16 protein-coding genes and 1 tRNA gene are annotated in these 12735 nt (G+C 73.4%); 12 read left to right on the top strand and 5 right to left on the bottom strand.

Annotation, left to right across the window (positions count from 1 at the left end):
* Nucleotides 1–9 precede the first annotated feature (9 nt).
* The 5 genes from AC29IT_RS27100 to AC29IT_RS27120 all read left to right on the top strand — a co-directional run bounded on the left by AC29IT_RS27100 (nt 10) and on the right by AC29IT_RS27120 (nt 3055).
* Nucleotides 10–492, top strand: a complete 483-nt coding sequence (locus AC29IT_RS27100) for a nucleoside deaminase (protein WP_488220555.1) — start codon at nt 10–12, stop codon at nt 490–492.
* Between the two features lie 100 nt (nt 493–592).
* Nucleotides 593–1168, top strand: a complete 576-nt coding sequence (locus AC29IT_RS27105; protein WP_488220556.1) for a nucleotidyltransferase family protein — start codon at nt 593–595, stop codon at nt 1166–1168.
* A gap of 132 nt (nt 1169–1300) precedes the next feature.
* On the top strand, nt 1301–1606 hold the full coding sequence (locus tag AC29IT_RS27110; protein WP_224960604.1) for a hypothetical protein: 306 nt from the start codon (nt 1301–1303) through the stop codon (nt 1604–1606).
* An 88-nt stretch (nt 1607–1694) separates the two neighbouring features.
* A complete protein-coding gene (locus tag AC29IT_RS27115) occupies nt 1695–2318 on the top strand; it encodes a TetR/AcrR family transcriptional regulator (protein WP_358438343.1) in 624 nt (207 codons plus the stop codon).
* A gap of 5 nt (nt 2319–2323) precedes the next feature.
* The gene (locus AC29IT_RS27120; protein ID WP_488220557.1) at nt 2324–3055 is read left to right on the top strand and encodes an MOSC domain-containing protein; all 732 of its coding nucleotides are present in this window, start codon (nt 2324–2326) and stop codon (nt 3053–3055) included.
* A gap of 24 nt (nt 3056–3079) precedes the next feature.
* Here the strand turns inward: AC29IT_RS27120 and AC29IT_RS27125 are convergent, their stop codons facing one another.
* Nucleotides 3080–3301 carry a DUF3618 domain-containing protein gene (locus AC29IT_RS27125; RefSeq protein ID WP_224960620.1) on the bottom strand — a complete coding sequence of 74 codons (222 nt, stop codon included), beginning with the start codon at nt 3299–3301 and terminating at the stop codon, nt 3080–3082.
* A gap of 157 nt (nt 3302–3458) precedes the next feature.
* Between AC29IT_RS27125 and AC29IT_RS27130 the strand changes: the two genes are divergently transcribed.
* Nucleotides 3459–3532: transfer RNA gene (locus AC29IT_RS27130), tRNA-Leu, on the top strand.
* A 109-nt stretch (nt 3533–3641) separates the two neighbouring features.
* Here AC29IT_RS27130 and AC29IT_RS27135 read toward each other — a convergent pair.
* Nucleotides 3642–4256 (bottom strand): DUF2249 domain-containing protein, encoded by a 615-nt coding sequence (locus AC29IT_RS27135; protein WP_358438348.1) that lies wholly within the window; start codon nt 4254–4256, stop codon nt 3642–3644.
* 120 nt (nt 4257–4376) lie between these two features.
* Between AC29IT_RS27135 and AC29IT_RS27140 the strand changes: the two genes are divergently transcribed.
* From AC29IT_RS27140 to AC29IT_RS27150, 3 genes are read left to right on the top strand one after another with little or no spacing between them, the layout of a single operon-like run.
* Nucleotides 4377–5027 (top strand): helix-turn-helix transcriptional regulator, encoded by a 651-nt coding sequence (locus tag AC29IT_RS27140; RefSeq protein ID WP_358438351.1) that lies wholly within the window; start codon nt 4377–4379, stop codon nt 5025–5027.
* Nucleotides 5028–5071: 44 nt separating this feature from the next.
* Nucleotides 5072–5446, top strand: a complete 375-nt coding sequence (locus AC29IT_RS27145; RefSeq protein WP_358438488.1) for a hypothetical protein — start codon at nt 5072–5074, stop codon at nt 5444–5446.
* An 11-nt stretch (nt 5447–5457) separates the two neighbouring features.
* Entirely contained in the window at nt 5458–5778 is a 321-nt protein-coding gene (locus AC29IT_RS27150) for a cupin domain-containing protein (protein WP_358438353.1), read from the top strand.
* 12 nt (nt 5779–5790) lie between these two features.
* Here AC29IT_RS27150 and AC29IT_RS27155 read toward each other — a convergent pair whose 3' ends face one another.
* Both AC29IT_RS27155 and AC29IT_RS27160 read right to left on the bottom strand, forming a co-directional pair.
* Nucleotides 5791–6423, bottom strand: coding sequence for a response regulator (locus tag AC29IT_RS27155; protein WP_358438356.1), 633 nt, complete (start codon nt 6421–6423; stop codon nt 5791–5793).
* Complete coding sequence (locus AC29IT_RS27160; RefSeq protein WP_358438358.1) at nt 6423–7625, bottom strand: sensor histidine kinase; 1203 nt, start codon at nt 7623–7625, stop codon at nt 6423–6425. The genes AC29IT_RS27155 and AC29IT_RS27160 overlap by 1 nt, the downstream gene beginning before the upstream one ends.
* A gap of 179 nt (nt 7626–7804) precedes the next feature.
* Between AC29IT_RS27160 and AC29IT_RS27165 the strand changes: the two genes are divergently transcribed.
* From AC29IT_RS27165 to lysX, 3 genes are all read left to right on the top strand, one after another.
* Nucleotides 7805–8875 (top strand): ABC transporter permease, encoded by a 1071-nt coding sequence (locus AC29IT_RS27165; protein ID WP_358438490.1) that lies wholly within the window; start codon nt 7805–7807, stop codon nt 8873–8875.
* Between the two features lie 139 nt (nt 8876–9014).
* Nucleotides 9015–9695: an ABC transporter ATP-binding protein gene (locus AC29IT_RS27170; protein WP_358438361.1), complete on the top strand. Its 681-nt coding sequence runs from the start codon at nt 9015–9017 to the stop codon at nt 9693–9695.
* A 433-nt stretch (nt 9696–10128) separates the two neighbouring features.
* Nucleotides 10129–11628 carry a bifunctional lysylphosphatidylglycerol synthetase/lysine--tRNA ligase LysX gene (gene lysX / locus AC29IT_RS27175; RefSeq protein ID WP_358438364.1) on the top strand — a complete coding sequence of 500 codons (1500 nt, stop codon included), beginning with the start codon at nt 10129–10131 and terminating at the stop codon, nt 11626–11628.
* A gap of 55 nt (nt 11629–11683) precedes the next feature.
* Here the strand turns inward: lysX and AC29IT_RS27180 are convergent, their stop codons facing one another.
* The gene (locus tag AC29IT_RS27180; RefSeq protein ID WP_488220558.1) at nt 11684–12679 is read right to left on the bottom strand and encodes a YdcF family protein; all 996 of its coding nucleotides are present in this window, start codon (nt 12677–12679) and stop codon (nt 11684–11686) included.
* Between the last annotated feature and the right edge of the window lie 56 nt (nt 12680–12735).

The raw sequence follows: 12735 nt of genomic DNA on the forward strand, positions 1-12735 counted from the left end.
GAGAACCCCGTGCCGTCGACCGAAACCGCCGAGGCCCGCTGGGCCGCGGAAGCCGTCGCGCTCGCCACCGGCAGCGTCAGCGACGGCGGCGGACCGTTCGGAGCGCTCGTGCTGCGCGCCGGGCGGGTCGTCGCCACCGGCACCAACCTCGTCACCGGCGAGCTCGATCCGACCGCGCACGCCGAGATCACCGCGATCCGCCGCGCCTGCCGGGAACTCGGCGGGTTCCGGCTCGACGGGTGCGTGCTGGTCAGCTCCTGCGAACCGTGCCCGATGTGCCTCGGTGCGGCGCTGTGGGCGCGGGTCGACCGCGTCGTGTACGCCGCGGACCGCGAGGACGCGGCGCGCGGCGGGTTCGACGACCGCGCCTTCCACGACCTGTTCCGGCATCCCGAGCAGCCGTGGCCGACCGACGTCCGGCAGGTGGCGCTGGCCGAGCGGGCGGTGCCGTTCGAGCGGTGGCTGGCGAAGGCGGACCGGGTCGACTACTGACCCCGCGCGGCCGCTGCGCCGGGTTCGGGTGAGCGGACCGTTCATCCAGCGGGATCGGACGAACGGTCCGTTCACTCCGCGCCTCGGTAGGGTTCGGGGCATGCGGGTCGCTGGGGTGGTGCTGGCCGCGGGAGCGGGTCGCCGGTTCGGGATGCCGAAGGCGCTCGTCGAGTACCGCGGCACCCTCCTGGTCGACCGCGCGGCGCGAGTGCTCACCGAGGGTGGTTGCGCACCGGTGCTCGTGGTGCTGGGCGCGGCCGAGGCGGAGGTGCGGGCGGCGGCGGAGCTGCGGGGCGTCGAGGTGGTGTCCAATCCGGACTGGGACAGCGGGATGGGTTCCTCGTTCCGGGCCGGTCTCACCGCTCTCGCAGCGGAATCCGCGGACGTGCCCGCCGCGCTGTTCCTGCCGGTGGACATGCCGGGCGTGACGCCGGAGGCGGTGCGCCGGGTGGCCGCGCACGCCGCTCCGGACGCCCTCGCCGCCGCATCACTCGACCAGCGTCGCAGTCACCCTGTGTTGCTGGGCCGCACGCACTGGCGGGGGGCCGCGGCGACGGCCGTCGGAGATGCGGGTGCGCGCGGTTACCTTCGTGATCACGCCGTCACCCTGGTGAGGTGCGATGGCGTCTCGGAAGGTTTCGATATCGACCGGCCCGCAGACCTCGACCACGGCTAACCCGTAGAGTCGGCTGTCACGCGTGAGGTGACGCCGAGCCACCGTCCGCGGCTGCGGCGCCCGCCGAGCAGGAGCGCCAACCCGGGCGGTGCGCGCGTGACCGGCCCGCAACAGCGCCGACGGGGAGGCAACATGGCAACGGGACACATCACGGCCAACTACGTGCCGGACGGCGACGACTGGTCGGTCACCGTTTCGACGGGGCAGACGACCCGCACCGCCCGCGCACCCGGCCTCATCGCCGCCCGGGACCAGGCCGACCAGCTCATCGAGCACTTGGCGCCGAACCCGACCGGCCGCGTCGTGATCCACCTGCTCAACGGCGATGGTTTCGCGTTCAGCACCGCCTATCTGCAGGCGCGGCACGGGTTGTCCGACGAGGCGACCCGCCAGGCCGCGGCCGCCGCCGACACCGCCAGCGCGCACGCCGCGCGGTGATCCGGTTCCCGGCGCCCTGGTTCGGGACGATCACCCGGAGGGCCCGGTGGACACCACTCCCCCGTCACTTCTCCCTAGGATGGTCGCCGTGAACGCACCGACCAGCAGCTTGCCCGACGGGACCGGACGGTCCCCCGGACGCGGCCGGCCGCGGGACGCCACGCGCGACGCCGCCCTGCGCACCGCGGCGATGGAAGTGCTCGCCGAGGTCGGCTACCGCGCGCTGACGATGGACGCCGTCGCCGCCAGGGCCCGAGCGGGCAAGGCCACGATCTACCGGCGCTGGGAATCGAAGCTCGACCTGGTGATCGACACCTGCAACGAGCTGGTGCAGCGCAACATCCCGGAACCGGACACCGGCAGCGTGCCGGGGGACCTCGGTGAGTTCCTCCGCGCGTTCGCGGCGTTCCTCACCGGCCCGGCGGGGAAGGCGGCGCAGGCCCTGGTCGGGGAACTCCCGCACGAACGCGAACTGGCGGCGGCGTTCCGCGAATCGTTCCTGCTGCCGCAGCGCGACGTGCTGCGGCGCATCGTGGAGCGCGGCGTGCGGCGCGGCGAGATCAACGCGCAGGCGCCGATGGACACGGTGGTGGAGCTCGCCGGTGCCGCGCTGCTGCACCGCCTGATGCTCACCGGGGAACCGCTGGACTCCCGGTTCGTGGACCGGTTGCTGGACGACGCGCTGCTGCCGCTGCTGCACCGCGCCGTGTGAGCGGCGTGCTCCGCGGGACCATCGCGCGGATGCACCGCTGGCCGGTGAAGTCGTTGCGCGGTGAAGCCGTGCCCGCGGCCCGGTTCGACGAGCGCGGCATGGCCGGCGACCGGGCGCACGTCCTCGTCGACGAGCGCGCGCGGCGCGCCGGTTCGGTGCTGACGGTGCGGCAGAACCCGGCGCTGCTGCACTGGTCCGGGAGCTACGGCGCGGAGGTCGTGGATCCGGGGCCCGGGCCGACGCTGCACTCCCCGGACGGCACCGCGTGGGACTGGTCGGATCCGCGGCTGCCCGCGGCGCTCACCGGTTCGCTGGGGATTCCGCTGCACCTGCGCAGCGAGCCGGGGAACCAGGATCGCGGGCCGACGGTGCTGATCACCGTGCAGTCCACGTTGGACGCGCTGGCCGCCGACCTGGGCGCGCCGGTGGACCTGCTGCGGTTCCGCCCGAACGTGCACCTGGAGCTGGCCGTGGCGCCGTTCGCGGAACTGGGCTGGGGGCCGGGGACCACCATCACCAGCGGCGAGGTCGTCTGGGAGGTCGTCGGCCCGAACTCGGGGGCCTGCGTGCGCTGCGCGGTGCCCAGCTGGGACGCGGGCGGGCGGACGCGGTGGAAGGAGCTGCAGCGGCGGCTCATCGATCGCTGGGACAACCGGTTCGGCACGATCGTGCGCGTCACCCGGGACGGCACCGCGCACCGCGGGGCGGCCGCGGTCGTGCGCCCAGCAGGGCCGTGACCCCGCGGACGCACGCCACGCGGCTCAGCGGAAGATCTTGCGCACGACGATGACGGCGACCAGTGCGCCGACCCCGATCATCGCGTAGCGCACCCGCGGGTCGTTCAACTTCTCCTGCACGCTGGCCTTACCGGACTCCACGAACCGCTTGGGGTCCGCTTTGGTGCTCAACTCGTCCAGTGTCACGGCCAGTGAGTCCCGTGCCTTCTCGATGTCGCGCTGAATGGCGTCCGGATCACGAGCCACGCCGTCCTCCTCCATGTTCACCTGGCTGGTGACACCGTAGATCACACGTCCGGCCCGGACCCACCGACCGTTCCCCGAGTCGAGGCACGCACCGCTCGCCGAACCACCCGGCCGGGGACACAACGGACATCACCAACCGTTAGGCTGGTGCGCACTGGGGGCCGTAGCCCAATTGGCAGAGGCACTAGGTTTAGGTCCTAGCCAGTGCGGGTTCGAGTCCCGCCGGCCTCACCGTCCGCCGCCCGGCGTCGTCGCATTCCGCGCCCGCACCGTCGAATCGGACGGCCTTCCCCGTGTGCTCCGTCGTGGCCCCGCGCTCGCGGGACGTCGCGCCACGGGGTCAGCGGCCGGAGTGGGTGAGCCCTTCGATGGTGAGGGCCTTGCGGCGCTGGTGGACCGTCAGGTAGCGGAGCCCGGACTCCCCGGCGAGGAATTCGCGGCGCGAGCGCTTCGGCAGCCAGAGCAGCACGCCGGGAGCGAGGGGGACGTCGCCGCCTTCGGTGCGCAGCGTTCCCGTTCCGCGCAGCACGTGGATCAGCACGTCGAGGTCGGGCCCGGCGTGCGCGTCGATCTTCCGGCCCGCGGGCAGCTGGATGACGTTGGAGTCCAGGTCGCGGTCGCGGACCGGCAGCGCCCACACCGCACCCGCCGCGTCGGGATCATCGCCCAGGTCGCCGGTGCCGCCCAGATCGCCGGTGTCGCACAGGATCCGGGGCAGCGGCGTGGAGTGCAGCCTGCCGATGCGCACCCGCCACTCCTGCGGACCCTCGGCCAGGTACTCCCAGCTGAAGCCACCGGGGAAGTCCGCTTCGAACTCGCCGCGCAGGGGCTGCGGATCGTGGTCGTCGACCAGGACGACCGCCGCACCGGGGGCGAGCGCGGCGAAGGCGCCGAAGATCGCGGGGTGCTTCCGCGGCTCCGGCAGCGCGCGGACGTCGAGCTCCTGCTCGGGCATGGGGCCTCCCGGGCCTGTTTCCACAACGATCGGTTGTATAAACTCTACGGCCAGGACCGGCAGCGGAACCAGGGCACCTCACCCGGCCCGCGCTCACGGCCACCACGGGAGGAGATCGTCATGGGTGGGAACCCGGCCCCGGCACCGTCCGGGCGGCGGCGGGAAGTGCTGGCGCTGCTGCGGGAGTCCCGCACGACGTGGGACATCACCGCACTCGCCGCACGGCTGCGGGTGCACCCGAACACGGCCCGGTTCCACCTGGACGCACTGGTCGGCACCGGGCAGGTGGAGCGGGTCGACGCGCGGCGCTCCGGCCCCGGGCGGCCGCCGCTGCTGTTCCGCGCCAAGCCGGGCATGGACCCGGCAGGGCAGCGCGAGTACCGGCTGCTCGCGGGCATCCTCGTCGACGAGCTCGCGCAGTCCCCGGATCCGGTGCGCAGCGCGGGCGATGCCGGGCGGCGCTGGGGCGCGCGGCTCGCGGGCGACACCCCGCGGCCCACCCGCCCGGACGCCGTCGAGCACCTGACCGGAGTGCTCGACCGGCTCGGATTCCGGCCCGAGTCGCGTGCGGGAGGCGCGGAGATCGGGCTGCGGCACTGCCCCTTCCTGGAACTCGCCGAGCAGCAGCGGCAGGTCGTGTGCCAGGTGCACCTCGGGCTCATGCAGGGCGTCGCGGCGGCGACGGGTTCGCCGGTGACCGTCGATCGGCTCGACGCGTTCGTGGCGCCCGACCTGTGCGTGGCGCACCTCGCCCCCGCGGAGCGGGGGTGACCGCGTGGGCGGTCGCGGCGGCCGTCACCTTCACCTGGATCGGCATGGTGCTCGCGATCTCGTTCGTCGAGGCCCCGCTGAAGTTCCGCGCGCCCGGGGTGACGGTGCCGATCGGGCTGGGCATCGGACGGCTGGTGTTCCGCGCGCTCAACGCCGTCGAGCTCGTGCTCGCGCTGGTCCTGCTGAGCTGCCTCGCCGCGCGGACGCCGCCGGTCGCGGCCCGGGTCGCGTCGGGGCTCGCCGTGGCGGCGCTGGTGGTGCAACTGCTGCTGGTGCGGCCGGTGCTGGGCCGGCGGACGCGGGCCGTGCTCGCCGGGCAGGAGCCACCGCGCTCGCACGCCCACCTCGCCTACGTCGCGCTGGAGGTCGGCAAGCTGATCGCGCTGCTGACCGGCGGCGTCCTGCTGCTCACGTCCTGAAGGGGAGACCGTTGGCCACGACCCCGCTCACCGAACTCGCCGCCGCCCGGCGCTCCCGCGCGGGACGGGCCGCGAGCACCGTCCACGGCGGGTCGGGGCACGCGTTGCGGCAGGTGCTGCTCGCGCTCACCGCGGGCAGCGCGCTCGCCGACCACGAAAGCCCCGGCGAAGCGACGTTGCAGGTGCTCCGGGGTTCGGTCCGGGTCACCACCGGATCCGATCGCGTCGCCGCGACGGAAGGCGATCACCTCGCCCTGCCGCGCGAACGGCACGGCCTGACCGCGGTCGGCGACGCCGTGGTCCTGCCGACCGTCGTCGCGCCCACCTCGTGACGCGGCCGGTCGTTACCGGCGGATGAGGCCGCGGTCGACGGCCACGGCCACCGCCGCCGTGCGGGAGTCCACGCCGAGCTTGCCGTAGATGTGCACCAGGTGGGATTTCACCGTGGCCTGGCTGAGGAACAGCCGCTTGCTGATCGCCTGGTTCGACAGGCCGTCCGCGACGAGCTCCAGCACCTCCGTCTCGCGGCGGCTCAGCGCGGTGCCGGGCGTGCGCATCCGGTCCATCAGGCGGTGCGCGATGGTCGGCGCCAGCGCGGACTGGCCCGCGGCGGCGGTGCGCACGGCCGCGGCCAGCTCCTCGGGAGGCGCGTCCTTGAGCAGATAGCCGGTGGCCCCGGCCTCGACCGCGGCGAGGATGTCGGCATCGGTGTCGTAGGTGGTCAGCACCAGCACGCGGGGCGCGTCCGGCAGCGCCGTGATGGCGGCGGTCGCGTCCGAGCCGTGCATGCCCGCGCCGAACCGGAGGTCCATCAGCACCACGTCGACCTGTTCGGTGGTGGCGAGCCGGACGGCGCGCGCGGCGTCGGCGGCCTCGGCGACCACCTCGAAGTCCGGTTCGGTGTCGAGCACGGCGCGCAGGCCGGTGCGCACCACCGGGTGATCGTCGGCCAGCAGCAACCGGATGGTCCCGCTCATCACGCCTCCCCTTCCGCCGCCGGCCTGCGCGGGAAGCTCACCGCGAGCGCGGTGCCCTGCCCGGGCGCGGACTCCACGCTCACCGTGCCGCCGAGCGCCCGGGCCCGCGCCCGCATCGCGGCCAGCCCGAAGCCGCCGTCGACGCGCGCGGCGCCGGACTCCGCCGCCGGGTCGAACCCGATCCCGTCGTCCACCAGGTCGAGCGCGACGCGGGTGTCCATGTAGGTCAGCGTCATCTCCGCCGCCTCGGCCCGCGCGTGCCGGACGGTGTTGGCCAGCGCGGACTGCGCGATCCGCAGCAGCGCCACCTCGAACGGGGTGGGGATCGCGGCCGGTTCGCCGTCCAGGTGGAACCGGACGGCGGTCTCGGCGTGCGCCGAGGTGGTCGCGCACAACCGCTCCAGCGCCGCCGGGAGCGAGCCGCCTTCCAGGTCGGGCGGGGTCAGGGCGTGCACGAAGCGCCGGGCCTCCGCCAAGTTGTCCTGCGCCTCCCCGCGCGCCCGCAGCACGTGGTCCGCGGCCAGTTCCGGCTGGTCGGGCAGGGCCCGTTCGGCGGCGCGCAGCAGCAGCTGGATGCTGGAGAGGCCTTGCGCGAGGGTGTCGTGGATCTCCTTGGCCAGTCGCTCCCGTTCCGCGAGCACCCCCGCGGAGCGCTCGGCCGCGGCGAGGTCGTGGCGAGCCGCGGTGAGCTCCTCGATCAGCTCGCGGCGCTGCTCGCTCTCCCGGTACAGGGCCTGGTAGCCGAGCACGACGGCCACCGCGACGGCCGCGCCGAGCGCGGGGCCGAGCGCCGCCGCCGGGGTGAAACCGCCCTGGTGCCAGGCGAAACCGGCGATCGCGAACACCGTGGTGAGCAGGACGACCGGCAGCCCCGACCGATCCGGCAGCAGGTGCAGCTGCAGGAAGAACAGCGGGAACGCCACCCACACGCCGTCCGGGGTGAGCCACAGCAGCACCAGCCACACCGCGCCGAGCAGGCCCAGCCACACCGCCGCGGCCCACTTCGACCGGCTCACCCTGGGCAGCAGCGGCCCCGCGGCGTACACGGCGGCCAGCGCGGTGGCGGCGGCGATCACCCCGCCGGGGCGCGGCAGGTCGTTGGTGACGGCGTGCACGGCGGCCAGCACGAGCAGGCCCGCCATCAGCAGGTGCAGGCACAGGCGCAACGCGCGCAGCGGTCGGGTGAGCGTCAGCGGATCCACGGTTGTTCCAGAGTACGTCCTGGTCAGGGCGGTGCATCGATCGAAAGGTTGATTCGCGGCCGCACCCTTCGACGCCGCGGAGCCGACCGCGGGCGCGATGTTCCGGAGCGCTCCTCGGACGAGTGTCGGTGCCGTGCCGGGGAGGACCCCGGCGGAACGTGAGAGAAAGGCACTCGGCCGTGTTCGTCGCCACCAGAGACCTCCGGTTCGCGAAGGGGCGGTTCGCCCTGATGGGGACCGTCATCGTCCTGATGACCCTGCTCGTCGGCTTGCTGTCCGGCCTGACCGCGGGCCTGGGCCGGGAGAGCACCTCGGCCATCACCGACCTGCCCGCCGACCACGTGGTGTTCGCCGCGCCGCGGGAGGGCCAGGAACCGACGTTCACCGAGTCCGAAGTGGACCGGCAGCAGTGGCTGCGGTGGCGCGAGGTCCCCGGCGTGCACGGCGCGGACCCGCTGGGCATCGCCACCGCCAAGGTGCGGTCCGGCACGACCAGCACGGCGCTGGCCACCTTCGGCGTCGAGCCCGGTTCCGCGCTGGTGCCCGGGGGCGGCGACGTCGGTCCCGGCGCGGTCGTGCTCTCCGAAGGGGCCGCCGAGGACCTCGACGCCGGCGCGGGCGATTCCATCACCGTGTCGGGGCAGGCGATGCGGGTGAGCGCCGTGTCCGGCGACGCCTCCTACAGCCACAACCCGGTCGTGTGGACGAGCCTCGCCGACTGGCAGCGGCTGTCGCCCGGCACCGAGCGGCAGGCGACCGTGATCGCGCTCGACAGCGACGACGACGCCGACCTCGCGGCCGCCGACGCGCGGCTGGGCACCAGCACCGCAACCACCTCCGGCGCCCTGTCGGCGATCGGCTCGTACAGCTCGGAGAACGGGTCGCTGCAACTGATGCGAGCGTTCCTGTTCGCGATCTCCGCGCTGGTCATCGGCGCCTTCTTCACGGTGTGGACCATCCAGCGCAGCGGGGACATCGCGGTGCTCAAGGCGCTCGGCGCCACCACCCGCTACCTGCTGCGCGACGCGCTCGGGCAGGCCGTGGTGCTGCTCGTCGGCGGTACCGCCCTCGGCACCGGCCTCGCCGCCGCGATCGGCGCGGTCGCCGTGGGCACCGTCCCGTTCGTGCTGGAAGTCGGCACGGTGCTGCTGCCCGCCGCCGTGATGGTCGTGCTCGGCGCGCTCGGCGCGGCGCTGGCGGTCCGGCGCATCACGGCGGTCGATCCGCTGACCGCCCTGTCCACCCGTTGACCGCTGCCCCCTCGTCGACCGCTGCCCACCCGTTGATCGGCCTGCCCGCCCGCTGATCACCCCGTTGGCCCGCCGACCGCTCTGCCCACCCGCTGATCAGCCCGGCCATCCGCTGATCGATTCGAACCTGGAGCCAGTCATGAGCTTGCAGTTGCGCGACATCACCCTCACCTACCCCGACGGCGATTCCCGGCTCACCGCCGTCGACCGGGCGAACCTGGACGTGCCCGCCGGTTCGGTGACGGCCGTGATCGGCCCGTCCGGTTCCGGCAAGTCCAGCCTGCTCGCCGTCGCCGCCGCGCTGGTCACCCCCGACTCCGGCCGGGTCGTCGTGGACGGCACCACCCTCACCGGCCTGAACCGGGCGCAGCTGACGGCGGTGCGGCGGGAGAAGATCGGCATCGTCTTCCAGCAGCCGAACCTGATCGCCTCGCTGACCGCCGCCGAGCAGGTGCAGGTCATGGCGCACCTCGACGGTCGCCCGGCGCGCGCCGCGCGGGACCGCGCGGTGGAACTGCTGGACTCGGTGGGCCTGGCGAAGGAGAAGGACCGCAGGCCGCACCAGCTCTCCGGCGGGCAGCGGCAGCGCGTCAACATCGCCCGCGCGCTCATGAACGACCCGGCGGTGCTGCTCGTCGACGAGCCGACCAGCGCGCTCGACCACGAACGCGGCGCCGCCGTGCTCGACCTGATCACCACGCTGACCCACCGCCGCGCCACTGCGACCGTGCTGGTGACCCACGACACCACCCACCTCGGCGAGGTGGACCGGGTCGCCGAGGTCGTCGACGGCCGGGTCCGCGTGCCCGCGGCGGGCTAGCCGGGACGCGATCCGGCCGCGGTGGTCGACGCGGTCCTCGGCCTGGAGCGCCGGTTCCCGTCGATCCACCGCACCCGGCCCGCGCCGATCGGCGCTGAGCCCCGCGGTCCTGGGTGAACGGACCGTTCGTCCGATCCCGTTGGGCGAACGGTCCGTTCACCTGGGCCGTGGCGGGCGGACGCGCCGCCGAGACGAGGTCCGCATCGCTCCGCCGGACCGACCGGCGGAGCGGTACCTGCGGGAGGGCACTTCCGCGGTGCTCAGCACGACCGAGGCGCTGCACGATGCGCCGGCCCCGAGCCGATCCGCTGATCACCGGGACCACCGCGACCCGCGACCGGTGCGACCGCGCGTTGCTCGGCGCCGGGTCCCCGCGCTGCGCCGCGAGCTGAGCCCCCGGGAGGCAGGTGAGCTGGGCCGATACCATGTCCGGGTGAGCGAAGCGGTGGACGAGAATCACGAGGACCTGCCGGAGCAGATGCGCATCCGGCGGGAGAAGCTGGACCGGCTGCGGGAGAACGGAGTCGACCCCTACCCGGTCGGCTACCCGCGCACCACGTCGATCGAGCCCGTCCGCGCGAAGCACGAGGGCCTCGAACCCGACGTCGCCACCGGCGACCGGGTGTCGGTCACCGGCCGGGTGCTGCTGTACCGCACCGGCGGCAAGCTGTGCTTCGCCACGATCCGGGACGACAGCGGCTCCATCCAGATCATGCTCGCGCTGGACAAGATCGGCGCGGAGGCCCTGGACTCGTGGAAGGCCGACGTCGACCTCGGCGACCACGTGGGCATCACCGGCGAGGTGATCACCTCGAAGCGCGGCGAGCTCTCGATCATGGCCGACGAGTGGACGTTGACCTCGAAGTGCCTGCGGCCGCTGCCGGAGAAGCACAAGGGGCTCACCGACCCGGAGGCCCGGGTGCGGCAGCGCTACGTGGACCTGATCGTGAACCCGGAGGCGCGGCAGCTGGCGCACCAGCGCGGCAAGGCCGTGCAGGCGCTGCGGACGGTGCTGCTCGGGCGCGACTACCTCGAGGTCGAGACCCCGATGCTGCAGCAGGTGCACGGCGGCGCCACGGCCCGCCCGTTCACCACGCACATCAACGCCTACGACCTCGACCTGTACCTGCGGATCGCGCCGGAGCTGTACCTGAAGCGGCTCGTCGTCGGCGGGATCGAGAAGGTCTTCGAGATCAACCGCAACTTCCGCAACGAGGGCGCGGACTCGACGCACAACCCCGAGTTCACGATGCTCGAGTTCTACGAGGCCTACGGCGACTACGACACGGCGGCCGACCTCACCACCGAGCTGTTCCGGCAGGCCGCGCAGGCCGTGTTCGGCGACATGGTGGTGCGCCACCCGGAGCACGGGGACATCGACCTGGGCGCCGAGTGGCCGTCGATCACGCTGTACGGCGCGGTCGGCGAGGCCCTCGGCGAGGAGATCACCACCGCCACCCCGGTCGAGCGGCTGCGCGAGCTGGCCGACGGCAAGGAGATCACCTGGGACCCGGCGTGGGGCCCGGGCAAGCTGGTGGAGCACCTGTTCGAGGAGCTCGTCGAGCACACCCTGATCCGGCCGACCTACGTGCGGGACTTCCCGCTGGAGACGAGCCCGCTGACCCGGCAGCACCGGGAGAACCCGCTGCTCACCGAGAAGTGGGACCTGATCGGGTTCGGGATGGAGCTCGGCACCGGCTTCTCCGAACTGGTCGACCCGGTGGAGCAGCGGCGCAGGCTCACCGAGCAGTCGCTGCTCGCCGCCGGTGGGGACGCCGAGGCGATGCAGCTCGACGAGGACTTCCTGCGCGCCCTCGAGTACGGGATGCCGCCGAGCGGCGGGGTCGGCATCGGCATCGACCGGATGCTGATGGCGTTCACCGGCAAGGGGATTCGGGAGACGATCCTGTTCCCGATGGTCAAGCCCGGCTGATCCCGGTGGCTCGTGGCGGGGCGGTGCGCGTGGTCGCACCGCCCCGTTCCGCGTTTCAGAGCGCGGGGAGCACGGTGCCGAGGACCATCAGCCCGCACAGGCCGAAGTTCACCACCCGGTGGTCCAGGAAGATCGCCACGAATTCGCGGATCGTCGCGCTCGGCCAGAAGTAGCGCGCCGTCGGCGATCCGATCACCTGCGCGTTCACCCGTTCCTTCCGGGCGATGCGGGCGGCCCGCATCACGTGGAAGTTGTTCGTGACGACGAGGGCGCGGTGCTGCTGCCGGTGTTCGCGCATGATGACCGCGCTGAACCGCAGGTTCTCCTCGGTGCTGCGCGACCGGTCCTCGACCAGCACGCGGTCCGGCGGGGCACCGCGGGCGAGGAGGTGGTCGGCCATGGCGCGCGCCTCCGGAACGTCCTCACCGGGGCCCTGCCCACCGGAGGTGACCAGCACCGGGTCGCGGCCCTTCGCCCGCTGCTCCTCGAACACGGCGAGCCCCTTGTCCAGCCTGCTCGCCAGCAGCGGCGGCACCCGCGATCCGATCAGCCCCGAACCGAGCACCACGATGAAGTCGGTCTTGCGGCGGTGCGGGAACGCGGCGTAGACGAGGGAGTACAGCAGGAAGCACGCGAACAGCACCGAGACGTAGCCGATGACCCGGCCCGCGGCGTCCAGCGCCACCTCCAGCGGCGTCCACCCGGTGGTGCCCGCCACGCCGCGCAGCACCACGAACGCGATGATCCCGATCCCGGCGGCCAGCGACAGCACGTTCGCGAACCGCCTGCCTTCGCGCCGCAGCATCGTGATCCCGTTCAGGACGAGGAACACCGCCAGCGCCAAGGTGGTCAGCGGGATCAGCAGGCCCAGCACGACCACCACCACCGCCGCCGCGGGCCGCGAGTACGTCGCCAGCCACAGCAGCAGGCCGCCGACCAGGAACAGGCAGGCGAGGAACAGGTAGACGCCGTTGCGGACCAGTCGCCGTTCGTAGGCGAAACCGATTCCGAAGATCACGAACAGGACGGCGGCGGGGATCAGGAACAGCACGCGGCGCAGCCTACCGAGCCGGATCGGGCGAGATGACCGATCGCGTCGATCTCCCG

Source organism: Saccharopolyspora sp. MMCC62 (assembly GCF_057736575.1).

What these genes read in the sequence shown, in the direction of transcription:
- AC29IT_RS27105 (WP_488220556.1), top strand. Translation starts at nt 593, where the DNA reads ATGCGGGTCGCTGGGGTGGTGCTGGCCGCGGGAGCGGGTCGCCGGTTC.
- AC29IT_RS27110 (WP_224960604.1), top strand. Translation starts at nt 1,301, where the DNA reads ATGGCAACGGGACACATCACGGCCAACTACGTGCCGGACGGCGACGAC.
- AC29IT_RS27135 (WP_358438348.1), bottom strand. Translation starts at nt 4,256, where the DNA reads ATGCCCGAGCAGGAGCTCGACGTCCGCGCGCTGCCGGAGCCGCGGAAG.
- AC29IT_RS27140 (WP_358438351.1), top strand. Translation starts at nt 4,377, where the DNA reads ATGGGTGGGAACCCGGCCCCGGCACCGTCCGGGCGGCGGCGGGAAGTG.
- AC29IT_RS27145 (WP_358438488.1), top strand. Translation starts at nt 5,072, where the DNA reads ATGGTGCTCGCGATCTCGTTCGTCGAGGCCCCGCTGAAGTTCCGCGCG.
- AC29IT_RS27155 (WP_358438356.1), bottom strand. Translation starts at nt 6,423, where the DNA reads ATGAGCGGGACCATCCGGTTGCTGCTGGCCGACGATCACCCGGTGGTG.
- AC29IT_RS27170 (WP_358438361.1), top strand. Translation starts at nt 9,015, where the DNA reads ATGAGCTTGCAGTTGCGCGACATCACCCTCACCTACCCCGACGGCGAT.